Raw genomic sequence first — 24,963 nt, 5'->3', positions numbered from 1 at the left:
AGAATTATTCCAGTTGATAAAATTGTGTCAAGTAGAATGTCGATCGACCGAATGACGAGGAAGGCATGAACGAAGCGAAGAAGCTGCGCCGCACGTCGGCGGGCGGCTACGCCCGCGGCGACGAAACGCGCCAGCGGATCATCGAGGCGGCGATCGAACTGTTCGGCGAACGCGGGTTCGCGGGTGCGTCGACACGCGAGATCGCCGCGATGGCCGGCGTGAACGCGCCGGCGCTCCAGTACTACTTCGAGAACAAGGAAGGCGTGTACCGCGCGTGCGTGGAGACGATCGCGGAGCACGGCTGGGATGTGTTCGCGCCGGCAGTCGGCCATGCGTGGGCGATGCTCGATGCGGACGCGGACGTCGACGTGCTGATCGATGCGTTCGTCGGGCTGCTGCGGGCGCTTGCGGACCGGATGTTCACGGCGCCGAAGACGATGAACCAGCGGATGTTCTTCGCGCGCGAGCAAGGCGGCCAGGAGCCGGCGAGCGCGAGCGAAATCCTGATGAAACGCATGCGCAAGCCGCTCAACGACGTGAGCGCCGAGTTGATCGGCCGTATCTCGGGGCGGCCGGCCAATGATCCGGTCACGCGATTGCGCGCGCTGAGCCTGTTCGGGCAGATCACGGTGTTCCACATGGCGCAGCGTTCGGCGCTGCAGTTGCTCGAATGGGAGGCATTCGAGGGCGAGCGTGCGGCGCTGCTGACCGACACGATCGCCGGACAGACACGCGTGCTGCTCGAGCAATGGCACGCGCAGCGTGACGTATTAGCTGCGGATCCTGAAGCCGGCTCGAAGCCGGGGCGGGGCGCGGTGGCGAAACGCTCGGCGAAGGCGGGGGCGTCGGCACCCGCCGCGAAAAGCACTCGACGCGTGAACAAGCCTGCCGCGCGTTGAACGCGGCGCGCCGTCAGCCCCGGCGGGTCAACCCGGCTTGCGCGCCGGTTCGGCGGGCGACGGCGGCCGGGCCGTCGGTTCGGCAGCATGGCCGTTGCCGCCGTTGCTACCGTTTTCGCCATTGACGACAGGCTGCGATCCGTCCGCGTACGCAACGACGCTGCGCTGCGGATTGGCGATCCGGATGCCGCGTTCGCGGAACGTCTCGGCGATCCGCCGGTTGAATTCACGCTGCACGCTCCAGCGCGTCGAGTCCGTACATTGCATCTGTCCAGCCAGCGCGAGCGTCGCGCCGTCGACCTGGTCGATACCCCAGTAGCTGAAGTCCGACAGGATGCCGTCGCGGTACTTCGGATCGTCGCGCAACGCGGCACCGATCTCCTTGAGCGTCGCGATCGCGCGATCGATATCCTCGCCGTAGGCAATGCCGATCTTGACGGCTGCGTTGCCGAGCCCGCGATTCGTATTGTTGACGGTCGTCACCGAGCTGAACGGGATCGTGTACAGCGATCCGTCGCCGGCGCGCAGCCGCACGGTGCGGATCGACAGGTACTCGACCGTGCCCGACACGCCGGCGAGCGTGACCCAGTCGCCGACCTGCATCGCGTTTTCCATCAGCAGGAAGATCCCGGTGATGAAATCCTGCACGAGCTTCTGCGAGCCGAAGCCGAGCGCGACGCCGAAGATGCTGGCGCCGGCAAGCAGCGGGCCGACGTTCACGCCGAGCTGGCTGAGGCCCGTCAGCACGACGACGAGCGCGATCATCACGAACAGCAGCGAGCGCAGCATCGGCAGCAGCGTGCGCAGCCGCGCCGCGCGCACGAGATTGCCTTCGCGCGTCCATCGCTGCAGCCGGCGCTCGATCGCGATGTTCGCGGCTTCCCACACGATGAGCGCGACGATGGCCGCGATCGCGATCGTCACCAGCGCCGACGCGAGCCGGTGGCCGATCGTGCCGGTTTCGAACGCGCGGAAGATCGGCACGCCCCAGATCTGCAGCAGCAGCACGACGGTCACGATGCCGATCGCGCCCGACACGATCTGGCGCAGCAGCGGGTAGTAGCGGTATGCGTGCAGATGAACGAGCGTGCGGTCTTCGTCGCGGTCCTGGAACAGCCGTGCGAGCGCGCCGAACACGACGATCGACACCATCCGCATGCCGATCATGACGGCGATCGAGCGGCCGCCGAGCGTGATCAGCACGCGGTAGCCGTTGTGGACGTCGAGCGCCCACACGAACCACAGCGCCATCACGATGAATACCGACACGGGCGCCCATGCGTCCGCGAGCGCGTTGGCGATCATCGTGAAGGAAGGGCGGCCGTCGCCGGCCGCGCGGATCCGCGCGGCGACCGGCTGGCGGCACTGCAGGATCAGTGCCGAAACCATCAGGTGCCCGACGAGCGCGACGGCTTTCAGCAGCGCGACGTGACCGGCGTCGCTGAGACCGAAGTTCGCGGCGATCTCGACAGCGGCCGTGCAGGCGCCAACCACGATCACGATCCGCGCGATCGAGCGTTGCGCGAAATCGGCCCACGCGTCGCTGATATGCAGCAACCGCAATTGCCGCGCATCGGGTTGGAAGAACAGCCGGCTGACGATCGTGACGAGCCGGCAGATCACGTAGATGTCGATCAGCGCTTCGAGCGCGGATTCGATCGGCGTGCCCGTATCGCCGATCGCCGACATCGTCAGGCTCGCGACGCCGACGAACACGAGCAGCGGCACCGCACGCAACGCGAGGCTGACGAGCGCGCGCGGCATCCGGTGCAGCAGCGTGGTGTGGCGGCGCGCGTGGCCACGGCCTTGCGACGCTGCGGGCGCGGTGTCGGGGGCGTCGGGCGTGTCCGGCGGCGCGTTGTCGTCGGCGGGCGTGGGGGAGTCGGGCGCAGTGGGGGGCGACGTGCCGGCGCGCCGTGCGGCCAATGCGGCCAGCGCACGTCGCAACAGCCGCTTCGCGAACCATTCGACGACGAGCGCGGGCACGAGCACGGCGATGATGATCCAGAGCGCGTGCGCAAGATCCGCGCGCTCGTCGGCGCGCACCAGCCGGTCATGCCACCAGCTTCCAACCGAGCCGACATCGAGCAGCGAGTGCAGCGATTCCTTCAGCGCACCGCCGATTTCGGTGGTCCAGCGCGACCCCTGCCGGACGAGCATCGACGCGAGCCCGTTCGACGCGAGCGCGGCCGGGGCCGCGGCAGCCGATGCGCCGCTGGCCGCAGCCGCGTCGCTTGCCGCGACCGCGGGCGCGCTCAGCGCGCCGACGGCCGCGATGGCACGCAGCGTCGTTTCGACCTGCGCGCGAGCGCGCGGATTCTCGAGCACATTGAGTGCCTGCTGCGCCTGTTGCGGTGTCAGCGCGGGCGCGGTGCCGGACGCGGCTGACGCGGCGGCAGGGACGGGAGCGGCCGCGTGGGCGGCCGAGATGACGGCGGCAAGCAGCCAGCCGAGGAGGAAATGTCGCATGGAGTAGGCATGCGGGCGCGCATCGGCGCGCGGCCCGCCGGGCTGAACGATGGACGGAAGTTAACATGATCGCGATCGGAACCGAATAGTTCCATCGACGATCATTCGAATCGGGCATACACAACGCGGCGCGGGCGTGTGCGGTGCGCTTGCGCAGTCATGTGTCTGACGCAGACTGTAGGCGGCCGGATAGGCGGCGGCTTCTCAATTGCCGATATGTAAGGCGGTTGTAATAACGGCTTGCCGGCAACGGTGAGCGATGTACGCGTCGCACCGGATTAATCCGGAATCCTGCCGAATCACGCTTGCCCGTCGTGAAAAACCGGCAGCACGTGTTCCGCGATTTCTTCGACGACTTCGCGCACGGGCCGGTCCGAGCCCGGATTCAGCGTGACGTGATGCGTGCCCGCCGCGCGCATGTCCTTCAGGAGGTCGATCAATGCGCGTCGTCCGGTTGCATAGCCGAGCGGCAATGCGGTGGCCGGCGCGTCGGGATCCGCGACGAGGTCGAGCCGCATCGACACGCCGAACGCGCGAAAGGCGGGCGACGCGAGCCGGTCGACCGCCGCGCGCCACATCGAATAACGTGCGCGCTGCGTGTCCGGATCGCGGTGGTACGTCATCCAGCCGATCGAGTGCCGTGCGATCCAGTCGACGCTTTGCCCGCCTGAGCCGACCGCCAGCATCGGCACCGCGTCGGCGCCGCGCGGCAGCAGCGTGAATTCGGGCGCATCGGGCGGCGTTGCGTCGGGCAGCACGCGCGGCGGCACGCCGAGCGCGGCCGCGACGACGTCCCAGTGCGCGCGGTACCGGTCGCGCCGCGTCTCCGCATCGACGCCGAACGCCGCGTATTCGGGCGGCCGGTCGCCGGAGCCGAGCCCGAGGAGGAAGCGGCCGCCCGACAGCGTCGCGACCGACAGCGCGCCTTTCGCGATATGCAGCGGATGACGCAGCGGCAGCACGATCGCGCCGCTGGCAAGCGCGATCCGGCGCGTGCGTGATGCCAGCGCGCCGAGCAGGACCCACGGGTCGAGGTGGCCGACCGGGTCGGGGTAGTCGGCGCTGTTCAACGGCACGTCGCGAATCCACAGCGCGCGAAAGCCGAGCGTGTCGGCGAGCGCCGCGAGGTCGAGCTGCTCGTCGAAGTCGGCGACGATATGGCCGGTGCGAAGCAGCGGAAGCGAGAGGCCGATCGACAACCGTCCGTCCGAAAAGACGCGATGCGCGACGTCTGGGCGGGCAGGGGCGGGCGTGGACATGTCGAATCCTTGGGGGCGGTAAGAAGCGAACGCGCGATGTTGCGTGTCCGAATGCTAGCGTGTTTGCACGCCGGTTGCGCGGCACGGCATGTGCAGTGACCGAGCGAGCGTGACCGGTTGACGTCGAGGCAACGAGGGCCATGCGGGCGGCGGGCCGGGCATAATCGGAGGCCTTCCGATATTGAAAACAACGAATCCGGATGAACGCGCTTCAACACACGGTGATCGGTCTGGCGGCGGGCGCAATGCTCTGCGCGGTTGCGTCCGGTGCGCTCGCGGGCGATGCGGAACGCGCCGCTATCTGCAGAACCGCCGAGCAAACGGGCTATACGGCCGACATCCGCAATTGCCTCGGGCTGAAATACGACGCGGCCGACAAACGGTTGAATGCCGTCTACAAGACGAAGATGGCGAGCCTGGACGAGCAGGGCAAGGCGAGGTTGCGCAACGACGAGCGCCGCTGGCTCAAGGCGCGGGACGCCGCCTGTGCCGAATCGCGGCAGCCCGATGCAGGCGGCACGCTCGGGCTCGTGGAGGTCGACAGTTGCTTCGTCGACGCAACCGAGCGGCGCATCAAGGTGATCGAAGCCTTTCGTTGACGCGTTGCACCGGCCCCGGCGCGCTATACCACCCGCAGCGTCGTGCCGCGCAGCGTGAGGCCGAGGCGCGACGCCACGCGCTGTGACGCGTGGTTGTCGCGGTCGGCGCTGTAGTACAGCGTGCGCGTTTGAAGCGACGGCAGCCGCGACCATGCTGCGGTTGCTGCCGCCGCGAGGCCACGCCCTCGAAACGCCGGGGCCGTCGCGAGACCGAGCTCGGCACCGACCTCGGACAGCCGCGCGGCGAATGCGACCGATGCGATTTCTCCGTCGACGACGGCCGCGCACCACGGCGCCCACAGATCGGCGGCGCTCCGAAACCCCATCGAGAACAGGCCTTCGGGCATCCCGTGCGTGGACAGCGAGTGCATCAGATGCCGGCCAGCGTCGCTGTCGCCGTCGATCAGCGCGACGCGTGTGTCGGTGTCGAAACCGCGTGCGTGCGGCAGTGCGTAGACGAGGCCGATATTCCAGTGTGCGACCGGGGCGAGCAGCGCGAGATAGCGTTCGAGATGCGCGGGTGGCATGCGGTCCGCCGACGGCGGTTCGCTGCTGGCCAGGCGCACCAGTTCGTCCGCGACAGCGCGAGGCACGTCGGCGCGTACGCCCGCCAGGTTGCCGTCCGCGCATCGGCCGAGCCAGAAGCGCGGCCCGGGCGAGCAGTCGGGATCGTTCTCGCGTTCGATCCGGCGATCCGGGTGCAGCCGGAACAGTGTGCGGTAGTCGATATCCAGCCAGTCGTTGGCGTCAGGCATGTGTCGAGTAAGGAGCTCCGGTCAGGTGGCGCGCGCTGGGCGACGAATGCCGGGACGGGGCCGCGCGCCCATTCATGCGGCACAGTGGGGCGATTGTAAGCCGATCGTCGATCGCGCGCGGATGCAACGCCGCGCTGCCCAAGCGGGCCGGGCGGGCGCAGCGTGACGGCGTGCCGGGCCGCCGGCCGCCGATCCGACAGGCGTTTCAGTTTCGAAACGTTCGCGCTTCCTGGCGGTGCGCGATTCGCGTCGATGGCCCCGATTCGGCCCGCGCGGCCTTGCGGCGTGCAGCATGGTGCGCTCCTTGCATATCTGTACGGGCCGTGAGCGCGGTCGCGGACGCAGTCGGTCCGGCGATCGCTTCAGTGGGTCGGACGTATCGGAGACGGGGACAAGAGAATGAAAACAGACCGAATCGCAACGTGTCGTGTTGCAAACATGAATCGCCGACCTGCCGGGTTTTTCGCTTCGCCGTTTATCGAGGCGACGTGAGCGCGCGGCTTTCCGTTCCATCCGAGCAATCGGGTTTGTTCTGAACGACGACGTGCAGGTATGGCGCACGAGGCCGACTGGTGCCAGTCGGCCGTCGGGGATGAACCGTGAATGCCTGTGGATGGCCCGGCCCGGATCCCGGATTTTCAAGCTGCCGCGCGCAACGCGAGTCGTCGTCGCGCGGCGTATGCGTGTGCGCGCCGTGCATCGCGTCGGCGCGACGGGGCCGAGCCGGATCGCACCGGAACGCCTGCAGCGCATCGATGCATTCGGCATCGCCGAACACATGTAGTCCAGGGGAAGCGTTCGCCGCCCGCAGCCGGGCGGACGCCGCGAAATTGTGCTGTCAGTTGATCCACTACCCCGATGGATCAATTGTTGAAGCGCCCATCGCCGAGTGGCGGATGGGCGTCTTTTTTTGTGCGCCGGTTTGCGACACGGGCCTCCGGCCCGATCGCGCGGCGTTCTGTATCATGTGCTGGCGTGGCTGGCCGCCCGTGCGGGCGCACGGCTTGCCGGCGCACCCGATCACGCGTTGCCAACATGAACGACAAAGCATTGCACGACCCTTCAACCGCCGACATCGATCCGGCCGCACTCGATGCGCTGCACACGTTCGTCGAGCGTCATCCGCGCCTGCTGGTCTTGACCGGCGCGGGCATCAGCACCGACTCCGGCATTCCCGGCTATCGCGACCGCAACGGCCAATGGATGCGCTCGCCGCCGATCCAGCTCCACGAATTCCTCGGCTCCGATGCCGCGCGGCGGCGCTACTGGGCGCGCAGCATGATCGGCTGGCCCGTCGTCGGCCGCGCGCGGCCGAACGGGTCGCACGTTGCGCTGGCGAGGCTCGGCAGTGCGGGACGGATCGAGCGACTCGTCACGCAGAACGTCGACGGCCTGCACCAGCGCGCGGGCAGCGATGACGTGATCGAGCTGCACGGCGGAATCGACGGCGTCACGTGCCTCGATTGCGGCGCGCATCATGCGCGCGCGACGATCCAGGTCATGCTCGAGGCCGACAATCCCGAACTGCTGGGCGCGGAGGCCGAGCCGGCCGCGGATGGCGACGCGCACCTCGAATGGGCCGCGCTCGACACGTTCCGCATCCCGGCGTGCCCCGCGTGCGGCGGGCTGCTGAAGCCGGCGGTCGTGTTCTTCGGCGAAAACGTGCCGCGCGAGCGTGTGGCGCTCGCGTCGCAGGCACTCGATGCGGCCGATGCGCTGCTCGTCGTCGGCTCGTCGCTGATGGTGTATTCCGGCTATCGATTCTGCGTGTGGGCGCAGGCGCAGCACAAGCCGGTCGCCGCGCTCAATCTCGGCCATACGCGCGCCGATCCGATGCTGACGCTGAAGGTCGAGGCGCGCTGCGCACCCGCGCTCGACGCGCTGACTGCGCGGCTGGGCCTCGCGGGCCACGCACCGGAGCAGGCATCGTGACCGGCCCGACATCTTCTCCCGACCCGTCCGCGCGGCTGTCGGCGCCGGCGGCCGAACGCAATCGCGGGCCGATTCTCGATGTCTTGCGCCGCGTGTTGCCGGCGAGCGGCCGCGTGCTCGAAATCGCGAGCGGCACGGGGCAGCACGTGGTCCACTTCGCGCAGGCGCTGCCGGGCCTGCAGTGGCAACCGAGCGATCCTGATACGCAGGCACGGCGCTCGATCGCCGCGTGGGTTGCCCATGCGGGCCTTGCCAACGTTGCCGGGCCGCTCGCGTTCGACGTGCGCGACGAGTCGTGGCCGGTCGACGCGCTCGATGCAATCGTCTGCATCAACATGATTCACATCTCGCCGTGGGCCTGCACCGACGCGCTGTTCGCGGGCGCGTCGCGCCTGCTGCGGCCGGGCGGTGTGCTGTTCCTGTACGGGCCGTATCGCCGCGAGGGCCGGCATACGGCGCCGTCGAACGAAGCATTCGACCTGCAGTTGCGCAGCCGCGACCCGTCGTGGGGCGTGCGCGATCTCGAGACCGTCGTCGCGCTCGGCCTCGATCGTGGGCTCGACTGCATCGAGGTGGTCGAGATGCCGGCGAACAACCTGAGCGTCGTGTTCCGGCGGCTGCCGCACGCGGAGCAGTGACACGGAAGCGCGCAGCGCCGCCGGGTTTCCACTATCCTTTCGCCTGTGCGCGACCCGGCTCGGGTCGCGCCCCGTTTTTTCCGGAGAATTGACTAATGGGCAAACAAGCAATCGGTGTGATCGGGCTCGCGGTGATGGGCCGCAATCTCGCACTCAATATCGAGAGCCGCGGTTACGCGGTGTCGGTGTACAACCGCAGCCGCGAGAAAACCGACGAACTGATCGCCGAATTCCCCGGCCGCAATCTGGTGCCGACCTATACGCTCGAGGAGTTCGTCGCGTCGCTCGAAACGCCGCGCCGGATCCTGATGATGGTGAAGGCCGGCGAAGCGACCGATGCGACGATTGCGTCGCTCAAGCCGCTGCTCGAGAAGGGCGACGTGCTGATCGACGGCGGCAACACGCATTTCACCGATACGATCCGCCGCAACCAGGAACTCGCGCAATCGGGCCTGCACTTCATCGGCACCGGCGTGTCGGGCGGCGAAGAGGGCGCGCTGCGCGGCCCGTCGATCATGCCCGGCGGCCAGCGTGACGCGTACGACCTCGTCGAGCCGATCCTCAAGCAGATCGCCGCCAAGGCGCCGTCGGACGGCGAGCCGTGCGTCGCGTACATGGGCCCGGACGGTGCGGGTCATTACGTGAAGATGGTCCACAACGGCATCGAGTACGGCGACATGCAGCTGATCGCCGAAAGCTATGCGGTGCTGAAGGACGTCGCGGGCCTGACCAACGACGAGCTCGGCGCGGTGTACACCGAATGGAACCAGGGCGAACTCGACAGCTACCTGATGGAGATCACGTCGAAGATCTTCGGCAAGAAGGACGAGGAAACCGGCAAGCACCTGGTCGACGTGATCCTGGATCGCGCCGCACAGAAGGGCACCGGCAAGTGGACGAGCCAGAATGCGCTGGATCTCGGCGTGCCGCTGCCGCTGATCACCGAATCGGTGTTTGCGCGCGTGCTGTCGTCGCTGAAGACCGAGCGTGTCGCGGCCAGCAAGGTCCTGTCGGGCCCGGCCACCGCGCCGTTCGACGGCGATCGCGCCGCGTTCGTCGAAGCGGTGCGCCGCGCGCTGTACCTGAGCAAGGTGATCTCGTACGCGCAGGGCTTCGCGCAACTGCGCACGGCGTCCGAGGAGTACGGCTGGAGCCTCGATCTCGGGACGATCGCGAAGATCTTCCGTGCGGGCTGCATCATCCGCGCGCGCTTCCTGCAGAAGATCACGGACGCGTACGCGAAGGATTCGGCGCTCGCGAACCTGCTGCTCGATCCGTACTTCAAGGACATCGCCGCGAACTACCAGGCGTCGCTGCGCGACGTCGTGGTCGCCGCGGTGAAGGCCGGCGTGCCGGTACCGGCGTTCGCGTCGGCGGTCGCGTACTTCGACAGCTACCGCTCCGAGCGGCTGCCGGCGAACCTCGTGCAGGCGCAGCGAGACTTTTTCGGCGCGCACACGTTCGAACGTACCGACAAGCCGGGCAGCTTCCACGCGAACTGGTCGTAACCGGCTGGCGGGGACAGCATTGTTGCGAAAATCTATTCTATGAATAGGGTTTTTCTATCCCGGATGCCGACATTGTTAGCTCCGGGGAAACAGTGTTTTCGTTGTTTCATGGTTTTCCCTAGGGGACACCGGGACTAAACTCTGTTCCATCGCTGCAGACATGGTGTGTGCGGCGGAGCAAAAAAATCCCGGAGGTAATCATGAAATCGCTGATCGCAACGTTCGCTGCAGCTGCCGTCCTCGCCGTTCCCGCCGTCTCGTTCGCCCAACAGAACGCGCCCGTCACCCGTGCACAGGTCAAGGCTGACCTGGTTGCCGTGCAACAGGCCGGCTACAAGCTGGGCAGCGACCGTACGAACTACCCGGAAGGCATCCAGGCTGCTGAAGCCCGCCTGAACCCGCAACAGAACGTCGCCGCCGCCGACACGACCGGCTACGGCGCGCAACCGGCCGCCGCACAAGAATCCGGCGCACCGGCCAAGGCCAAGACCGGCTGGCAAGTCAAGCGCATCGCTGACGACGCTCCGATCTACAAGGGTCGTTAATGGTTTGGCCGCCTCGGCGGCCTGATCCGGCCCCTGAAGTACGAACAGCCCGCCGTTCCGTCATCCGGAACGGCGGGCTGTTTTCATTGGCGGCGCGCGTGTCGCGCCAGCCGTCAGTTCAGTGCAGCGCGCGCCTGCCGCGCCCGATATCCCGGAACAGCGCTTCGGCCGGTTCCAGCACCTGAAGCCACGTTTCGTCGTAGCCGCTCAACGTGTCGAGTGCATCGCGCAGCCGCTCGATCGCGAGGACCGGCAGCTCGACGCTGTGTCGCGTGGCGCCGGTCATATGCGCGACGCTCGCCAGCTGGACGAGCGCATCGGCAGCCTCGGCGACGTCGGTCGCGAACAGCAGGTGCCGGTTGAGCAATTCGACCAGGCCGCTGGAACCGGAGAAATCGTCGGCGTTGAGCTGCACGGAAAGAAACGTCGCGTTGTTCATTGTCATGCTCCTCGTTGTCGTTGGATCGCGCAGTGCATCACCGAGTATAGGTGGCGATCGAAGGGGAGAATGTGACGGGATCGATACGGCCCGCGAGGGCGGCGCGGCATGCGGAAGATCCGCGGCGGGCCCGCCCGGCGGCCCGCGCCACGCGGCTTGCAGGCTGCCGGCACATCGGTGCGACGCCGCAAGATTGTTGCCGGATCGGGCACCTGACGCGGCCGTGACCGCCACAAATGGTATCTTTGCCGATCGGACGACGCGAAAAAGGGGCCGATGAGCCCATTCGCGCCGACGTTCCGCTGTGGAAACTGACGGCCGCGAGAGCGGTCGGATACTGGTTGGTCCGGCCGTCAGGCCGGACGGACATCGTGCGTCGCGCGCCGGGGGGCGGTGGGCGACGCAACGACGCAAATCCGGGAGGACCCTTGAGAGAAACTATTCCCATCCACGATGCGCTGACGCGCTGGCTGCCGCAGGCGGCGCTCGTTGCCGCAGCCATCGCGCTGACGGGCTGCACGTTGACGCCGTGGACCGACAGCTGGCAGCCGGCGCGTCAGTCGGCACCTACGTCGGCCGCGACGCCGGGCGTGATCGCCGGCTATTACCGCGTGAATCCGGGCGATACGCTCGCGGGCGTCGCGAACGCCTACGGGCAGCGCGTCCAGGACGTGGCCAGCTGGAACCACATGGCGCCGAGCGATGCCGTGTATCCCGGCCAGGTGCTGCGCGTCGCGCCGCCACCTGCCGCGACGTCGCTCGGGCAGCCGCCCGCGGCCGCGCAGCCGGGTTCGCTCGCATGGCCGGCCACCGGTGTCGTGGCGACGCCGTTCTCGGCAGGCAAGACGCGCGGCATCGTGATCGTCGCATCCGGGCCCGACCATTCGGTGCGGGCTTCGGCGGCCGGGCGTGTGGTTTACGCCGGATCGGGCGTCAAGGCCTACGGCCCGCTCGTGATCCTGAAGCATGAGAACGGGCTCATCACGGCCTACGGACACAACGGCAAACTGCTCGTCAACGAAGGCGACGCGGTGCGCCAGGGCCAGCCGGTCGCTGAAATGGGCACCGACGCAAGCGGTCGCTCGACGTTCGAGTTCGAAGTCCGCCAGAACGGCAAGGTTGTCGATCCGATGAACTTCCTGCCGCGCAACGGCGGCTGACTGCCCGCATCATCCCGTGTGCGCCGGGCGGCGCACACGCTCCCGCCTTCATCCCTTCCTGAGCGTCACCGTGCCGGACTGTCTCGCGTAATTGCCGAGCCAGCGAATGCCCAGTGCGAGCCCCGCCGCACCGAGCGCGATCAGCGAACACTGGATCGCGACCGGCAGGTAGCCGTGCGGCCGCGGATCGACGAACGGGTACGGATACCAGTTCTCGAATGAGCCGCGCACGAGCGTATAGCCGAGATAGACGATCGGGAAGCCGAGCCACGCGAACGCGCTGCGCCACGGGATCGGCAGGCGCGGCTCCACGTACAGCCAGTCACACAGCATGACGAGCGGTACGATCCGGTGCAGCACCCAGTTGTTGAACGCCGGCGTGACGTGGCGCAGCGCATCGAGCCGCGCGAGCAGGAGTTCGTAGACGATCGCGGTGATCAATACGTACAGCACCGCGGCGCCGCGCATCGATTCGTAGCGGGCCGAGCCGGGGCGCGCGATGCGCCAGAGCCCGACGGCGAGCATCGCGGCCGCGTAGAGGCTGCTCAGTTGCGTGAAGTAGCTGAGGTAGTTGCCGAGATGAAAGCCCGGCAGGTGCCAGTAGTCGGCGACGCTGTGCAGCGTGGTGGATACCGCGAGCAACGCGGCGATCAGCCGATAGGCCGCAACGAAGAACGCCTTGCTCATGATGCCCGCGTGCCGTCGCACCAAAGCTCCATCGTGCCACAGCCGTCCGGGCGCGCGATGCGGACTTTCCATATGGTGCGCCGCGCGGCGTGCGTGGACGATTCGTCGGATATTTGCGCGCGTCGTGCAAAACCGGACGCACGTGCGGCTACAATCGGGGCAGCTTTGCCGGGCGCAGGCCGGTTGCCGCATGCGCCCACCCCCGCATACAACACGAGACGAAGCATGAGAAACATCCTCGCGAAACAGACGCGCTACAGCTCGCCCGCGATCTTCTTCCACTGGGCCGTGTTCCTGCTGGTGGCGCTGGCCTACCTGGCCATCGAGATCCGCGGGCCGAAAGGCAGCGACAGCCGGGTGTTCTGGATGAACGTGCATCTCACCGCGGGCACGCTCGTGCTCGTGCTGTCGGTGCTGCGCGTGCTGTGGCGAGCCGTCAGCCGCGTGCCGGCAGCCATTCAGCAAGCGGTGCTGCTGCGCTGGCTCTCGACGCTCGCGCATGTCGCGCTCTACGTGTTCATCATCGCGCAGCCGCTGCTCGGCATCATGATGATCAACCTGGGCGGCAAGCCGGTGTCGCTCGACTGGCTCGGCGTGTCGTTCACGCTGTTCGGCCCCGACAAGGCGCTGCGGCCGACGATCAAGGAAGCGCACGAGCTGATCGGCAACGCGTTCTACTTCGTGATCGGCCTGCACGCGCTGGCCGCGCTCTACCATCATTTCATCCGTCGCGACGACGTGCTGCGGCGCATGGCGCCCTGAACGGCACGGTCCGGAAGCACGCAGCAGGCGGGGGCGCATGGTTGTGTTGACAACCATGCGCCCCCGGTCCGTTTACCGACATCCGTGCTGGTCATCGCGTTAAACATTCTGTAACATCTCGGCTGTTTTTACATTCCGCTTACTTGCCGCCGCGCATGCTGCACCGACATCGTCACCTGACCGCCTGGCTTGGCGTGCTCGCGATCTGGTTCGCGATCGCGGCGCCGCTGGTGTCGCAGTGGCGCGTCGCGCAAGCGGACACACCTGACTCGATCGTCTGCAGTACAGAGCATGGCGCGCATCGGTCGCCCGATGCGGGCCGCATGCACGATCATGCGCTGCATCTCGATGCGTGCGGCTATTGCGGTTTCTTCGCGCACAGCCCCGCGATCGGCGGGCCTGCCGCCGCGGCACTCGCTTCCGTTCCCGCCGTTTCCGTTTCCGCCGTCGCGCCGCCTGCCGTCGCGGCGCGCACCGACCGCTATCCGCGCGCGTACCCGCGCGCACCGCCCGAGCGCGCCTGACGCGCTGCTTCCGTTCCATTCACCGCCGATATCCGTGCGGCCCGTCGAGGCCGCGTGGAGGGCGTCACTCGGGCTTTCGATCATGACCATTTTCCAGTTGCGTGCGCCGCGGGCGTCACGCAATGCCTGTGCGCGGCGCATGCCGCGCGTGCTGAAACTCACCGTTCCCGCGCTCGCAGCCGGCGCACTGGCCGCGAGCGCCGCGGCCGCCGAAGCGACGCGCGTGGCAAGCGCGCCGACCGACGATACGGCTGCGCCGTTGCCGGCCATCGAAGTCGTCGCATCGCCGCTGTCGACGCCGCTCGTCGTCGTCACGGATCCGAAGACCCCGCGCCAGCCGCTGCCCGCCAGCGACGGTGCGGATTACCTGAAGACGATCCCCGGCTTCACGTCGATCCGCAGCGGCGGCACCAACGGCGATCTCGTGCTGCGCGGGATGTTCGGCTCGCGGCTGAACATCCTGGCGAACGGGATGTCGACGCTCGGAGCATGTCCGGGCCGCATGGATGCGCCGACGTCGTACATCGCACCGGAAAGCTACGACAAGGTCACCGTCGTGAAGGGGCCGCAGACCGTGCTGTACGGTCCCGGCGCGTCGGCCGGCACCGTGATGTTCGAGCGCGTGACGCCGCGCTTCGACAAGCCCGGCATGCGCTTCGAGGGCAGCCTGGTCGGCGGGTCGTTCGGCCGCAACGACCAGAACATCGACGTGACGGCCGGCACGCCCGACGTCTATGGCCGCGTGACCGCGAACCACGCGCATTCGCAGGACTACAAGGACGGCAACGGCAACACCGTGCCGTCGCAGTGGGACAAGTGGAACGCCGATGCGGCGCTCGGCTGGACGCCGGACGACCACACGCGCGTCGAGCTGACCGCCGGCACCGGCGACGGCTATGCGCGCTATGCGGGGCGCGGGATGGACGGCGCGCATTTCCGTCGCGAGACGTTTGGCCTGTCGTTCGACAAGAAGCATCTCGGCGACGTGCTCGACCGGATCGAGGCACGCGTGTACTACAACGAAGCCGATCATGTGATGGACAACTACACGTTGCGGCAACCGGACCCGACCAGCAGCATGCCGATGCGGATGGCGTCAGAAGTGCGGCGTCGCACGTTCGGCGCACGCGCAGCCGCGACGTTCCGCTTTGCCGACGACTTCAAGCTCGTGACGGGCGTCGATGCGCAATCGAACCGGCTCGACTCGCGCTCGGCGATGGGGCGACAGAACTACGGCGACAAGCCGTGGGATGCGCAGGCGACGATGTGGAATGCGGGCGTGTTCGGCGAACTGACCTGGTACGCGAGCGAAGTGTCGCGCGTGATCGGCGGTGCGCGCATCGACTATGCGAGCGCACGCGACAAGCGCGCGACGACGAGCGGCATGATGAAGAGCAAGCCGAATCCGACCTTCGACGACGATCGCACCCGCGTGCTGCTGAGCGGCTTCATCCGCTACGAGCGCGATCTCGCATCGCTGCCCGTCACGTGGTACGCGGGTGTCGGCCATACGGAACGCTATCCCGACTACTGGGAGCTGTTTTCCGCGAAGCGCGGGCCGGCCGGGTCGGTCAACGCGTTTTCGGCGGTGCAGCCGGAGAAGACCACGCAGCTCGACATCGGCGCGCAATACAAGAGCGACCGGCTCGATGCATGGGTGTCGGCCTACGCGGGGTACGTGCAGGACTTCATCCTGTTCAACTACGCGGCCGGCATGATGGGCCCGACTACTCAGGCAACCAACGTCAATGCGCAGATCATGGGGGGCGAAGCGGGTGTGTCGTGGAAACCGGTTTCGCCGCTGCGTGTCGAGACGTCGCTCGCGTATGCGTGGGGGCGCAACGTGGCAAGCGGCGATCCGTTGCCGCAGATGCCGCCGCTCGAGGCGCGCATCGGGCTCGAATACACGCGTGGCGCGTGGTCGGCGGGGGGCCTGTGGCGCATCGTTGCGCCGCAACATCGCTATGCACTGAACGAGGGCAATGTGGTTGGCAAAGACTTCGGCCCGAGCGCCGGATTCGGTGTGCTTTCGCTGCATACGCAGTACAACGTCAGCAAGACCGTACAGATCTCGGTCGGCGTCGACAACGTGCTGAACAAGGCCTACACCGAGCACCTGAACCTCGCCGGCAATGCGGGCTTCGGCTATCCGGCGAACTCGCCGGTGATGGAGCCGGGCCGGACCGCATGGGTGCGCGTGAGCGCGAAGCTGTAACGCATCGCGCGTGTGCGTTGCAGCATGCGCACGCATGAACGCGGCCCCGCCCGAACGGGCGGGGCGCGTCAACCGATTAGAGAACCGTATCTAGTCAGGGCGCAAACGTTCGCGAGTCGTGATTCACTCCCGCATTCGACGCACACGGTGGTCGCGATGTTTGCGACGCATAGTGCGTGTCGATCCGGCTTCATTCGCACCGGCAGCACAATAATCAGGAGAACATGCATGGCCAAAACGATGCGTTCCAGGGTTGTGGCAGGGGCAGTGGCATGCGCGATGAGCATCGCGCCGTTCGCGGGGGCGACCGCTGTGATGACGTTCGCGACGACGCACGCGGCAGTGGCGGCGACCGCGCCCGCCGACAACTACGCGGCGACGCGCTATCCGATCATCCTCGTGCACGGGCTCACAGGTACCGACAAGTACGCCGGCGTGCTCGAGTATTGGTACGGCATCCAGGAAGACCTGCAGCAGAACGGTGCGACCGTCTACGTTGCGAACCTGTCGGGTTTTCAGAGTGACGATGGCCCGAACGGGCGCGGCGAACAGTTGCTCGCTTACGTGAAGACGGTGCTCGCGGCGACGGGCGCGACCAAGGTCAATCTCGTCGGCCACAGCCAGGGCGGCCTCTCGTCGCGTTATGTCGCGGCCGTCGCGCCCGATCTCGTCGCGTCGGTGACGACGATCGGCACGCCGCATCGCGGCTCCGAGTTCGCCGACTTCGTGCAGAACGTGCTCGCGTACGATCCGACCGGGCTTTCGTCAACGGTGATCGCCGCGTTCGTCAATGTGTTCGGGATCCTGACGAGCAGCACCCACAACACGAACCAGGACGCGCTCGCCGCACTGCAGACGCTGACCACCGCACGGGCCGCCACCTACAACCAGAACTACCCGAGTGCAGGCCTGGGTGCGCCGGGCAGTTGCCAGACCGGTGCGCCGACCGAAACCGTCGGCGGCAACACGCATCTGCTGTACTCGTGGGCCGGCACGGCGATCCAGCCGACGCTCTCGCTGTTCGGCGTCACGGGTGCGGCAGATACGAGCACCATTCCGGTCGTCGATCCGGCGAACGCACTCGACCTGTCGACGCTCGCGCTGTTCGGCACCGGCACGGTGATGATCAACCGCGGCTCCGGGCAGAACGACGGGGTCGTGTCGAAGTGCAGTGCGCTGTACGGCAACGTGCTGAGCACGAGCTACAAGTGGAACCATCTCGACGAGATCAACCAGCTGCTCGGCGTGCGCGGCGCGTATGCGGAAGATCCGGTCGCGGTGATCCGTACGCATGCGAACCGGCTGAAGCTGGCGGGCGTGTAATCGATGGCGGCACGTGAAGGGCGCGCGCCGCTGGCGCGGCGCGCCATGGTCTATGGTGTCGTGGGGCTGGCGGCGATTGCCGGCGTCGCGATGTGGAGCGGCGCGGGCTGGCATCGTGGAGCGGGCACTGCCGGTGAGTCGTCGGATGCGCTGGCGCCAGGCGGATCGGCTGCCGCACCGCCGCAGGCCGCCGTGCCGGCGAGCGCGGGCCTGCCGCCGTCACTCGCCGGCTCCAGCGCGCCACGGCTGCCGCTCGATGCTGGCGGCCATCTTGCGAAGTCGCGCGCGGTGCGCGATTTCTTCGACTACTGCCTGACCGCACAGAGTGACCTGAGCGCGGCCGCGCTCGATGCGTTCGTCGTGCGGGAGATTGCCGCGCAGCTCGACGGCACCGTGGCGCAGGTCGAGGCGCTCGACGTGTGGCATCGGTATCGCGCGTATCTCGACGCACTCGCGAAACTGCGCGATGCCGGTGCGGTCGACAAGTCCGACCTGGGCGCGCTGCAGCTCGCGCTCGACCAGCGCGCGTCGATCGCGTACCGCACGCTTGGCGACTGGAGCCAGCCGTTTTTCGGCGCTGAGCAGTGGCGGCAGCGCTACGATCTCGCGCGGCTGAAGATCGCGCAGGATCCCGCGCTGACGGATGCGCAGAAGGCCGAACGACTCGCGGCGCTCGAACAGCAGATGCCGGCCGACGAACGCGCCGCGCAGCAGCGCATCGACCGGCAGCGCGCGGCGATCGACCAGATCGCGCAATTGCAGAAGAGCGGGGCGACGCCCGATGCAATGCGCGCGCAATTGACGCAGACGCTCGGCCCCGAAGCCGCCGCGCGCGTCGCGCAGATGCAGCAGGACGACGCGTCGTGGCAGAGCCGCTACGCGGACTATGCGACGCAGCGTGCACAGATCGAGTCGGCCGGCCTGTCGCCGCAGGATCGCGACGCGCAGGTCGCCGCGCTGCGGCAGCGCGTGTTCACGAAGCCCGGCGAAGCCGTGCGCGCGGCGTCGCTCGATCGCGGGGCGGGCAGCGCGCGGTAGTGTGGGACGCGCGGGCGGCGCGGCGCATGATCGCGGTCATGCCGCGCGCGTGAGGTCCCGCGGCAGGTGTTGCTCGATGGTGTTCGCGAGCGTGTCGAACGCGGGCCCGATGCCTTCGTGCGCGACGCACGCATAGCCGAGCAGCAGGCCGCGCCGCGCGGTGTCGAGGCTGCTGTAGTAGCTGGTGAGCGGGCGCACGATCACGCCCGCATCGAACGCGCTCTGCGTGACCGCGCGATCGTCGCAGGCGTCGGGCAGGCCGAGCACGAGATGCAGGCCTGCCTCATCGCCCATCACGGGCAGCGCGTCGCCGAAGCGCGCGCGGATCGCGTCGATCATCAGTTGCCGGCGCTCGCCGTACAGCGTGCGCATTCGTCTGACGTGCGAAGTCAGGTGGCCGTCCATGATGAACTCGGCGAGCACGGCCTGCTGCATCAGCTGGCCTTCCCGATACAGCTCCGACAGCCCGGTGCGGAACGTGTCGATCAGATGCTCGGGCACGACCATGTAGCCCATCCGCAGCCCCGGGAACAGCATCTTGCCGAGGCTGCCGACGTAGATCACGCGGCCGCCGTCGTCGAGCCCCTGCAGCGATGCGAGCGGGCGGCTGCCGTAGCGGAACTCGCTGTCGTAGTCGTCCTCGATGATCCAGCAGCGGTGCTGGCGCGCGTATTCGAGCAGCATCCGGCGCCGCGCGAGGCTCATCACCATCCCGAGCGGGTATTGATGCGACGGCGTGACGAGCACGAGCCGCGGCGGATGCTGCATGTCGCTGGCACGCGGGTCGAGCCCTTCCTGGTCGACCGGCACCGGCGTCAGCGTGAGGCCGGCCGCCTGCAATACGCTGCGCACGCCCCAGTAGCACGGCTCCTCGACCCACGCACGATCGCCGATGTCGGACAGCAGCCGCACCGCGAGATCGATCGACTGGTGGATGCCCGTCGTGATGATCACCTGGTCCGGCGAGCATTTGACCGAGCGCGCGACCCGCAGGTAGTCGGCGAGCGCGCGCCGCAGCGGCCGGTAGCCGCCGCCCGGCGCGTAGGTCAGCAACTCGGGGTTTGCTTCCTTCCACAGCCGCGCCTGCAGGCGGCTCCACGTCCGGCTCGGGAATTCCGACACGTCCGGCACGCCCGGCATGAACGCCCCCCACTGGCGCCGCGACACACCCGCATGCTCGATCAGCTGCCGGCCGCGCATCGACAGGCTGCCCTGCGCGTCCGGCAACGGCGGTTCATCGGCGCTCGACGGCGGCGGTGCGGCGCCGGGCACGTGGATCGCGGCGGCGTCCGGCCGCGTGTCGGCCACATAGGTTCCGCTGCCGGTGGTCGTCAGCACGTAGCCTTCGGCCGTCAGCTGGTCGTACACGTGCAGCACGGTATTGCGCGCGATCGACAGGTCGGCCGCGAGCGTGCGGGAGCTGGGCAGTTTTGTTCCTGGCCCCAATTCCCCGGTCAGGATGGCCTGCTGCATCTGCTGCAGCAGCTGCCGGTACATCGGCTCGGGCGAACTGCGGTCGAGCCGGGCAGAGAGCCAGTCGGCGAGGATCACGGTATCCAAAGTGGTCCTACTAGTAATATTGAAATGGTTCCCTATTGTAGAACCGTGCGCGCCGTATAGTGGCTCGCATCTCAAAATCAATTGTCGCGAAGCAAGGGGACAGCCACGATGAAGTCCGATGATGTGATCGTCAGCTTTCGCGGCGTGCGGAAGACCTACGACGGCGAAACGCTCGTCGTCAAATCGCTCGACCTCGATATCCACCGCGGGGAATTCCTGACGCTGCTCGGACCGTCGGGTTCGGGCAAGACCACCTGCCTGATGATGCTGGCCGGCTTCGAATTCCCGACCGGCGGCGAGATCCGCCTCGACGGCGAGCTGCTGAACAACGTGCCGCCGCACAAGCGCAACATCGGCATGGTGTTCCAGAACTACGCGCTGTTCCCGCACCTGACGGTCGAGCAGAACGTCGCGTATCCGCTGACCGTGCGCAAGCTGCCGGCCGGCGAGCGCGCGGAGCGGGTCGCGCATGCGCTGAAGATGGTGCAGATGGAGCGCTTCGCGAAACGCTATCCGGCGCAGTTGTCGGGCGGCCAGCAGCAGCGCATCGCGCTGGCGCGCGCGCTCGTGTTCGAGCCGAAGCTGGTGCTGATGGACGAGCCGCTCGGCGCGCTCGACAAGCAGCTGCGCGAACACATGCAGTACGAACTGAAGGCGCTGCACGAAAAGCTCGGCGTGACCTTCGTGTACGTGACGCACGACCAGGGCGAGGCGCTGACGATGTCCGATCGCGTCGCGGTGTTCGACAAGGGCATCGTGCAGCAGCTCGACACCGTCGACCGCCTGTACGAATCGCCGTGCAACGAATTCGTCGCGAACTTCATCGGCGACAGCAACCGGCTGCGCGGCACCATCGCGCGCGTCGACGGCGAATTCTGCGAATTCCGGCTCGACGACGGCACGAAGCTCGTCGGCCGCCGCATCGGCGATGCGGCCGAGGGTGCGCCCGCCGTCGCGTGCATTCGCCCCGAACGCATGAGTCTTGCCGCGCACGGCGCGAACGGGCACGCGAACGGCTCGGCCGCCAACCAGCTGAGCGGCGAGGCGCGCAGCCTCATCTATTTCGGCGACCACGTGCGCATGCGCTGCGCGCTGCCGGGCCAGGACGAATGCTTCGTGAAGGTGCCGCTCGGCACCGGCGCGATCGATGCGTTCTCACCCGGCGCACCGGTCGCGCTCGCGTTCGCACCCGAACACCTGCGCGTGTTCGCTTGAGCAGGGTTTTCCCGATTTTCCGTAGCACGTCGTCAACAACAACTGCCCACTTCCACCACGAGAGGAGAGGAACCACCATGAACCGAGCAAGCTTTACCGCACGGCGCACCGCGCTGGCATTGGCGCTCGCCGTCGTCGGCGCATCGGCATCGGCTGCCGAACTCACGGTCGTCAACTTTGGCGGCGCGAACGGCGACGCGCAGAAGGCCGCGTTCAACCAGCCGTTCGAGAAGGCGACCGGCAACAAGGTCACGGCCGTCGAGTACAACGGCGAGCAGGCGAAAGTGAAGGCGATGGTCGAGGCGAAGCACGTCAACTGGGACGTGGTCGAAGTCGAGTCGGGCGACCTGAACCGCGGCTGTGACGAAGGGCTGTACGAGAAGCTCGACTGGTCGAAGATCGCGAAGAAGTCCGACCTGATTCCGGAATCGCCGCAGGTGTGCGGCGTCGGTTTCTTCGTGTGGTCGACGGCGCTGTCGTACAACGCGGACAAGCTGAAGTCGGCGCCGACGGGCTGGGCCGATTTCTGGAACGTGAAGAAATTCCCCGGCAAGCGCGGCATGCGCAAGGGCGCGCGCTATAACCTCGAGTTCGCGCTGATGGCCGACGGCGTCGCGACGAAGGACGTCTACAAGGTGCTCGGCACGAAGGCCGGCCAGGATCGCGCGTTCAAGAAGCTCGACGAGCTGAAGCCGTACATCCAGTGGTGGGAAGCGGGCGCGCAGCCGCCGCAGTTCCTCGTCGCCGGCGACGTCGTGATGTCGACCGCGTACAACGGCCGCATCGACGCCGCGCAGAAGGAAGGCAAGAACCTGAAGGTCGTGTGGAACGGCAGCATCTACGACCTCGACTACTGGGCGATTCCGAAGGGCTCGCCGAACAAGGCGCTCGCCGAGCAGTACATCGCGTACACGCTGACGCCGAAGCCGCAGCAGGGTTATGCGCAGCACATCGCGTACGGCCCGGCGAACATCGCGGCGATCAAGTCGCTCGACGCGAAGACGCTCGCGAACCTGCCGAACTCGCCGGCCAACGGCAAGAACGCCGTGCTGGAAGACATCGGCTTCTGGACCGACCACAGCGACGAGCTCGAGCAGCGTTTCGCCGCGTGGGCGACGAAGTAACAGCCGTTCAGGTGTCCTGATGCAACCGGCCGCGCGACGCGTCGATCGCGTCGCGCGGCATTCCGCCGGAACGTGCCCGGCCGGAGAGAACCGTTGAATACGATGACGATCGCGCCTTCCTCGCCGTCGAACGCCGCGCTCAAGCGCGAGCTGAAGGCCGCCGAGGCCCGCAAGCGCACGATGGCACTGCTGCTGGTCGCGCCGCTCGCGATTTTCCTGCTGCTGATTTTCGTCGTGCCGATCGGCACGCTGCTGACGCGTGCGGTGCAGAACCCCGAGATCGCCGCAGCGCTGCCGAACACGGTCAGGGCGCTGTCGGGCTGGGACCGCAAGGCGCCGCCGGCCGACGCCGCGTATGTCGCGCTCGCGGCCGACATGACGAAGGTGGCCGACAGCGAGGCGATGGGTGCGCTCGCGCGGCGGCTGAACACCGAGATTCCCGGCTATCGCTCGCTTGTCGCGAAGACGGCGCGCGCGATGCCGCTGAAGGGTGACAACGACGCGGCGCTGACACCCGCGCAGACGCGCGACAAGCTGGTCGAGCTCGATTCGCGCTGGGGCGATGCCGCGTACTGGCAGGCGATCGCGAAGAACGGCAGCGTGTATTCGCCGTTCTACCTGCTCGCCGCGCTCGACCACAAGCAGAATGGCTTCGGCCACGTCGTGCAGGCCGATCCCGACCAGTCGATCTACCTCGCGATCTTCGGCCGCACATTCGTGATCGGCGTCGCCGTCACGCTGTTCGCGCTGCTGCTCGGCTATCCGCTCGCGTACTGGATCTCGACGCTGTCGGAGCGGCGCGCGAACCTCGTGATGATCCTCGTGCTGATTCCGTTCTGGACGTCGGTGCTCGTGCGCGTCGCCGCGTGGATCGTGCTGCTGCAGAGCGAAGGGCTCATCAACACGGCGCTGATCGGCAGCGGGCTGATCTCGCATCCGCTGACGCTGCTGTTCAACCGCGTCGGCGTGTACATCTCGATGACGCACATCCTGCTGCCGTTCATGATCCTGCCGCTGTACAGCGTGATGAAGTCGATCCCGCCGACCTACCAGCGCGCGGCCGTGTCGCTCGGCAGCCATCCGTTCGCCGCGTTCTGGCGCGTGTACGTGCCGCAGACCTATCCGGGCGTCGGCGCGGGCGCGCTGCTCGTGTTCATCCTCGCGATCGGCTACTACATCACGCCCGCGCTGCTCGGCGGGCCGAACGACCAGATGGTCAGCTACTACGTCGCGTACTTCACGAACGTGACGATCAACTGGGGCATGGCGTGTGCGCTCGGCGGGCTGCTGCTCGCGGCGACGCTCGTGCTGTACGCGGTGTACGGGCGCTTCACGCGCACGAACGTGAGCCTCGGCTGAGCGCCGCGCGCAACGAAACGGGAAGGGGAATCCGACCATGAAACTCGCCAGGCCGCTGTTCGCGCCGCACATGTCGTTCGTCGAGCGCGCGTGGTACGTCGCGCTGCGCGTGCTCGTCGTGCTGACGCTGCTGTACCTGATCCTGCCGGTGCTCGCGATCGTGCCGCTGTCGTTCTCGTCGAGCACGTTCCTCGTCTATCCGATCCCGGGCTTCTCGATGCGCTGGTACGAGAACCTGATCGCATCGGACGAGTGGCGGATGGCCGCGAAGAACAGCTTCATCGTCGCGCCGTCGGCGACCGTCGTCGCGACCGTGCTCGGTACGCTCGCCGCGATCGGTCTCACGAAGGCGGACTTCCGAGGCAAGGGGCTGCTGATGGCCGTGCTGCTGTCGCCGATGATCGTGCCGGTCGTCGTGGTCGGCGTCGGCATGTACCTGTTCTTCGCGCCGCTCGGGCTCGCGAACACGTACACGGGGCTGATTGCCGCGCACGCGGCGCTCGGTGTGCCGTTCGTCGTGACGACGGTCGCTGCGACACTGCAGGGCTTCAACCAGAACCTCGTGCGCGCGAGCCTGTCGCTCGGCGCGAATCCGGTGTCGACGTTCTTCCGCGTGACGCTGCCGGTGATCGCGCCGGGCGTGATGTCGGGCGCGCTGTTCGCGTTCGCGACGTCGTTCGACGAAGTCGTGGTCACGCTGTTCCTCGCGGGCGCGGACCAGACGACGCTGCCGCGCCAGATGTTCACCGGCATCCGCGAGAACATCAGCCCGACGATCGCTGCGCTCGCCACGATCCTGATCATCTTCTCGACGAGCCTGCTGCTTGCGCTCGAATGGCTGCGCGGACGCAATGCGCGGCGCGCGGTGAGCTGACCCGGCGGGCCGGTCCGCTGCGCCTGCGTTGCCGCGCGTCCTGCACGGCAACGCGCTTTCTTTCATTTCGCTGACTGGC

22 protein-coding genes are annotated in these 24,963 nt (G+C 67.6%); 16 read left to right on the top strand and 6 right to left on the bottom strand.

The genetic code is table 11. The annotated features are described in order from the left end of the window. The first annotated feature begins 65 nt into the window (after positions 1-65). Entirely contained in the window at positions 66-899 is an 834-nt protein-coding gene (locus tag BCO18175_RS00525) for a CerR family C-terminal domain-containing protein (RefSeq protein WP_174978916.1), read from the top strand. 27 nt (positions 900-926) lie between these two features. Here BCO18175_RS00525 and BCO18175_RS00520 read toward each other — a convergent pair whose 3' ends face one another. Both BCO18175_RS00520 and BCO18175_RS00515 read right to left on the bottom strand, forming a co-directional pair. Further along, on the bottom strand, positions 927-3,368 hold the full coding sequence (locus BCO18175_RS00520) for a mechanosensitive ion channel domain-containing protein (protein ID WP_174978915.1): 2,442 nt from the start codon (positions 3,366-3,368) through the stop codon (positions 927-929). Between the two features lie 299 nt (positions 3,369-3,667). Then, complete coding sequence (locus BCO18175_RS00515) at positions 3,668-4,627, bottom strand: LLM class oxidoreductase (RefSeq protein WP_174978914.1); 960 nt, start codon at positions 4,625-4,627, stop codon at positions 3,668-3,670. A 200-nt stretch (positions 4,628-4,827) separates the two neighbouring features. Here BCO18175_RS00515 and BCO18175_RS00510 point away from each other — a divergent pair, with 200 nt between their 5' ends. Further along, positions 4,828-5,226, top strand: coding sequence for a lysozyme inhibitor LprI family protein (locus BCO18175_RS00510; RefSeq protein ID WP_174978913.1), 399 nt, complete (start codon positions 4,828-4,830; stop codon positions 5,224-5,226). Positions 5,227-5,249: 23 nt separating this feature from the next. Here BCO18175_RS00510 and BCO18175_RS00505 read toward each other — a convergent pair whose 3' ends face one another. Then, a complete protein-coding gene (locus BCO18175_RS00505; protein WP_174978912.1) occupies positions 5,250-5,981 on the bottom strand; it encodes a GNAT family N-acetyltransferase in 732 nt (243 codons plus the stop codon). Positions 5,982-7,016: 1,035 nt separating this feature from the next. On the opposite strand from BCO18175_RS00505, the gene BCO18175_RS00500 reads away from it, so the two are divergent. From BCO18175_RS00500 to BCO18175_RS00485, 4 genes are all read left to right on the top strand, one after another. Further along, a complete protein-coding gene (locus BCO18175_RS00500) occupies positions 7,017-7,913 on the top strand; it encodes an NAD-dependent protein deacetylase (protein ID WP_174917480.1) in 897 nt (298 codons plus the stop codon). Then, complete coding sequence (locus tag BCO18175_RS00495; RefSeq protein WP_174978911.1) at positions 7,910-8,551, top strand: DUF938 domain-containing protein; 642 nt, start codon at positions 7,910-7,912, stop codon at positions 8,549-8,551. Before BCO18175_RS00500 ends, BCO18175_RS00495 begins: the two co-directional genes overlap by 4 nt. Before the next feature lie 95 nt (positions 8,552-8,646). After that, the gene (gene gndA, locus BCO18175_RS00490) at positions 8,647-10,059 is read left to right on the top strand and encodes an NADP-dependent phosphogluconate dehydrogenase (protein WP_174978910.1); all 1,413 of its coding nucleotides are present in this window, start codon (positions 8,647-8,649) and stop codon (positions 10,057-10,059) included. A 200-nt stretch (positions 10,060-10,259) separates the two neighbouring features. Next, positions 10,260-10,604 (top strand): DUF4148 domain-containing protein, encoded by a 345-nt coding sequence (locus BCO18175_RS00485; RefSeq protein ID WP_043177725.1) that lies wholly within the window; start codon positions 10,260-10,262, stop codon positions 10,602-10,604. Between the two features lie 118 nt (positions 10,605-10,722). On the opposite strand, the gene BCO18175_RS00480 is transcribed toward BCO18175_RS00485, so the two are convergent. Continuing rightward, on the bottom strand, positions 10,723-11,043 hold the full coding sequence (locus tag BCO18175_RS00480; protein ID WP_174978909.1) for a hypothetical protein: 321 nt from the start codon (positions 11,041-11,043) through the stop codon (positions 10,723-10,725). 428 nt (positions 11,044-11,471) lie between these two features. Between BCO18175_RS00480 and BCO18175_RS00475 the strand changes: the two genes are divergently transcribed. Next, positions 11,472-12,203, top strand: a complete 732-nt coding sequence (locus tag BCO18175_RS00475; RefSeq protein ID WP_174978908.1) for a peptidoglycan DD-metalloendopeptidase family protein — start codon at positions 11,472-11,474, stop codon at positions 12,201-12,203. 48 nt (positions 12,204-12,251) lie between these two features. On the opposite strand, the gene BCO18175_RS00470 is transcribed toward BCO18175_RS00475, so the two are convergent. Next, the gene (locus BCO18175_RS00470; protein WP_174978907.1) at positions 12,252-12,890 is read right to left on the bottom strand and encodes a Pr6Pr family membrane protein; all 639 of its coding nucleotides are present in this window, start codon (positions 12,888-12,890) and stop codon (positions 12,252-12,254) included. A gap of 225 nt (positions 12,891-13,115) precedes the next feature. Between BCO18175_RS00470 and BCO18175_RS00465 the strand changes: the two genes are divergently transcribed. From BCO18175_RS00465 to BCO18175_RS00445, 5 genes are all read left to right on the top strand, one after another. Then, complete coding sequence (locus tag BCO18175_RS00465; protein WP_174972985.1) at positions 13,116-13,652, top strand: cytochrome b; 537 nt, start codon at positions 13,116-13,118, stop codon at positions 13,650-13,652. A gap of 155 nt (positions 13,653-13,807) precedes the next feature. After that, positions 13,808-14,176 carry a DUF2946 domain-containing protein gene (locus tag BCO18175_RS00460; RefSeq protein WP_174978906.1) on the top strand — a complete coding sequence of 123 codons (369 nt, stop codon included), beginning with the start codon at positions 13,808-13,810 and terminating at the stop codon, positions 14,174-14,176. A gap of 82 nt (positions 14,177-14,258) precedes the next feature. Then, positions 14,259-16,391 carry a TonB-dependent copper receptor gene (locus tag BCO18175_RS00455; protein ID WP_174978905.1) on the top strand — a complete coding sequence of 711 codons (2,133 nt, stop codon included), beginning with the start codon at positions 14,259-14,261 and terminating at the stop codon, positions 16,389-16,391. Positions 16,392-16,619: 228 nt separating this feature from the next. Further along, positions 16,620-17,714 carry an esterase/lipase family protein gene (locus tag BCO18175_RS00450; RefSeq protein WP_174978904.1) on the top strand — a complete coding sequence of 365 codons (1,095 nt, stop codon included), beginning with the start codon at positions 16,620-16,622 and terminating at the stop codon, positions 17,712-17,714. A 3-nt stretch (positions 17,715-17,717) separates the two neighbouring features. Beyond that, the gene (locus BCO18175_RS00445) at positions 17,718-18,752 is read left to right on the top strand and encodes a lipase secretion chaperone (protein WP_174978903.1); all 1,035 of its coding nucleotides are present in this window, start codon (positions 17,718-17,720) and stop codon (positions 18,750-18,752) included. 36 nt (positions 18,753-18,788) lie between these two features. Here the strand turns inward: BCO18175_RS00445 and BCO18175_RS00440 are convergent, their stop codons facing one another. After that, on the bottom strand, positions 18,789-20,312 hold the full coding sequence (locus BCO18175_RS00440; RefSeq protein WP_174978902.1) for a PLP-dependent aminotransferase family protein: 1,524 nt from the start codon (positions 20,310-20,312) through the stop codon (positions 18,789-18,791). Positions 20,313-20,420: 108 nt separating this feature from the next. On the opposite strand from BCO18175_RS00440, the gene BCO18175_RS00435 reads away from it, so the two are divergent. The 4 genes from BCO18175_RS00435 to BCO18175_RS00420 all read left to right on the top strand — a co-directional run bounded on the left by BCO18175_RS00435 (position 20,421) and on the right by BCO18175_RS00420 (position 24,884). Continuing rightward, positions 20,421-21,527, top strand: a complete 1,107-nt coding sequence (locus BCO18175_RS00435) for an ABC transporter ATP-binding protein (RefSeq protein WP_174972995.1) — start codon at positions 20,421-20,423, stop codon at positions 21,525-21,527. Between the two features lie 77 nt (positions 21,528-21,604). Then, positions 21,605-22,651 (top strand): ABC transporter substrate-binding protein, encoded by a 1,047-nt coding sequence (locus BCO18175_RS00430; RefSeq protein WP_089453390.1) that lies wholly within the window; start codon positions 21,605-21,607, stop codon positions 22,649-22,651. Between the two features lie 102 nt (positions 22,652-22,753). Then, positions 22,754-24,010 (top strand): ABC transporter permease, encoded by a 1,257-nt coding sequence (locus BCO18175_RS00425; protein WP_174979560.1) that lies wholly within the window; start codon positions 22,754-22,756, stop codon positions 24,008-24,010. Positions 24,011-24,047: 37 nt separating this feature from the next. Continuing rightward, positions 24,048-24,884 (top strand): ABC transporter permease, encoded by an 837-nt coding sequence (locus BCO18175_RS00420; RefSeq protein ID WP_027791109.1) that lies wholly within the window; start codon positions 24,048-24,050, stop codon positions 24,882-24,884. The last annotated feature ends 79 nt before the right edge of the window (positions 24,885-24,963 follow it).

Source organism: Burkholderia lata (genome assembly GCF_902499335.1).
GTDB lineage: Bacteria > Pseudomonadota > Gammaproteobacteria > Burkholderiales > Burkholderiaceae > Burkholderia > Burkholderia lata_B.
Note: the sequence above shows the minus strand (reverse complement) of the source record. Positions and strands in the feature narration are given on the sequence as shown.

Coding starts and splice junctions, on each gene's coding strand:
- BCO18175_RS00525 (WP_174978916.1), top strand. CDS start 66: ATGAACGAAGCGAAGAAGCTGCGCCGCACGTCGGCGGGCGGCTACGCC.
- BCO18175_RS00520 (WP_174978915.1), bottom strand. CDS start 3,368: ATGCGACATTTCCTCCTCGGCTGGCTGCTTGCCGCCGTCATCTCGGCC.
- BCO18175_RS00515 (WP_174978914.1), bottom strand. CDS start 4,627: ATGTCCACGCCCGCCCCTGCCCGCCCAGACGTCGCGCATCGCGTCTTT.
- BCO18175_RS00510 (WP_174978913.1), top strand. CDS start 4,828: ATGAACGCGCTTCAACACACGGTGATCGGTCTGGCGGCGGGCGCAATG.
- BCO18175_RS00505 (WP_174978912.1), bottom strand. CDS start 5,981: ATGCCTGACGCCAACGACTGGCTGGATATCGACTACCGCACACTGTTC.
- BCO18175_RS00500 (WP_174917480.1), top strand. CDS start 7,017: ATGAACGACAAAGCATTGCACGACCCTTCAACCGCCGACATCGATCCG.
- gndA (WP_174978910.1), top strand. CDS start 8,647: ATGGGCAAACAAGCAATCGGTGTGATCGGGCTCGCGGTGATGGGCCGC.
- BCO18175_RS00485 (WP_043177725.1), top strand. CDS start 10,260: ATGAAATCGCTGATCGCAACGTTCGCTGCAGCTGCCGTCCTCGCCGTT.
- BCO18175_RS00480 (WP_174978909.1), bottom strand. CDS start 11,043: ATGAACAACGCGACGTTTCTTTCCGTGCAGCTCAACGCCGACGATTTC.
- BCO18175_RS00470 (WP_174978907.1), bottom strand. CDS start 12,890: ATGAGCAAGGCGTTCTTCGTTGCGGCCTATCGGCTGATCGCCGCGTTG.
- BCO18175_RS00465 (WP_174972985.1), top strand. CDS start 13,116: ATGAGAAACATCCTCGCGAAACAGACGCGCTACAGCTCGCCCGCGATC.
- BCO18175_RS00460 (WP_174978906.1), top strand. CDS start 13,808: ATGCTGCACCGACATCGTCACCTGACCGCCTGGCTTGGCGTGCTCGCG.
- BCO18175_RS00455 (WP_174978905.1), top strand. CDS start 14,259: ATGACCATTTTCCAGTTGCGTGCGCCGCGGGCGTCACGCAATGCCTGT.
- BCO18175_RS00450 (WP_174978904.1), top strand. CDS start 16,620: ATGGCCAAAACGATGCGTTCCAGGGTTGTGGCAGGGGCAGTGGCATGC.
- BCO18175_RS00445 (WP_174978903.1), top strand. CDS start 17,718: ATGGCGGCACGTGAAGGGCGCGCGCCGCTGGCGCGGCGCGCCATGGTC.
- BCO18175_RS00435 (WP_174972995.1), top strand. CDS start 20,421: ATGAAGTCCGATGATGTGATCGTCAGCTTTCGCGGCGTGCGGAAGACC.
- BCO18175_RS00430 (WP_089453390.1), top strand. CDS start 21,605: ATGAACCGAGCAAGCTTTACCGCACGGCGCACCGCGCTGGCATTGGCG.
- BCO18175_RS00425 (WP_174979560.1), top strand. CDS start 22,754: ATGACGATCGCGCCTTCCTCGCCGTCGAACGCCGCGCTCAAGCGCGAG.
- BCO18175_RS00420 (WP_027791109.1), top strand. CDS start 24,048: ATGAAACTCGCCAGGCCGCTGTTCGCGCCGCACATGTCGTTCGTCGAG.